Source organism: Staphylococcus sp. LCT-H4, from assembly GCF_001866145.1.
GTDB lineage: Bacteria > Bacillota > Bacilli > Staphylococcales > Staphylococcaceae > Staphylococcus > Staphylococcus succinus.
This window is the reverse complement of the sequence record NZ_MODY01000022.1, coordinates 1-305: the sequence shown is the minus strand read 5'-3', so window position 1 is coordinate 305 and position 305 is coordinate 1. Positions and strand designations below refer to the sequence as shown.

Annotated in this window: 1 pseudogene; it reads left to right on the top strand. The window is 27.9% G+C overall.

The features are described 5' to 3' along the window. Positions 1–305: pseudogene (locus BK821_RS13145) on the top strand (accessory Sec system protein Asp2); the annotation flags it as partial.

Genomic DNA, 305 nt, shown 5'->3' with positions numbered 1-305 from the left:
TTTGAAGATCAAAAGAGAATTTTAATAGATACAGGTGATCAAGAAAACTATATACAAAAAGCACGAAAATCAGCAGCTATTCATCAACATTACAAGGATTTATTAAAGCAAGATTATATATTGTATTTTCATCAAAAAACGATATCAAAATTTTATAAAAGAGAATATGTAGGAGAATTATTCCAAAGAAAAGATCTCATCAAATTTAATCATTTATTCTATACACTTGATGCTCCGGAAGGAAGAAAAGTGAATGAGGAAGTGCCACGAAAATTATTAGTTATATTTACTTGCATGCCTAATGC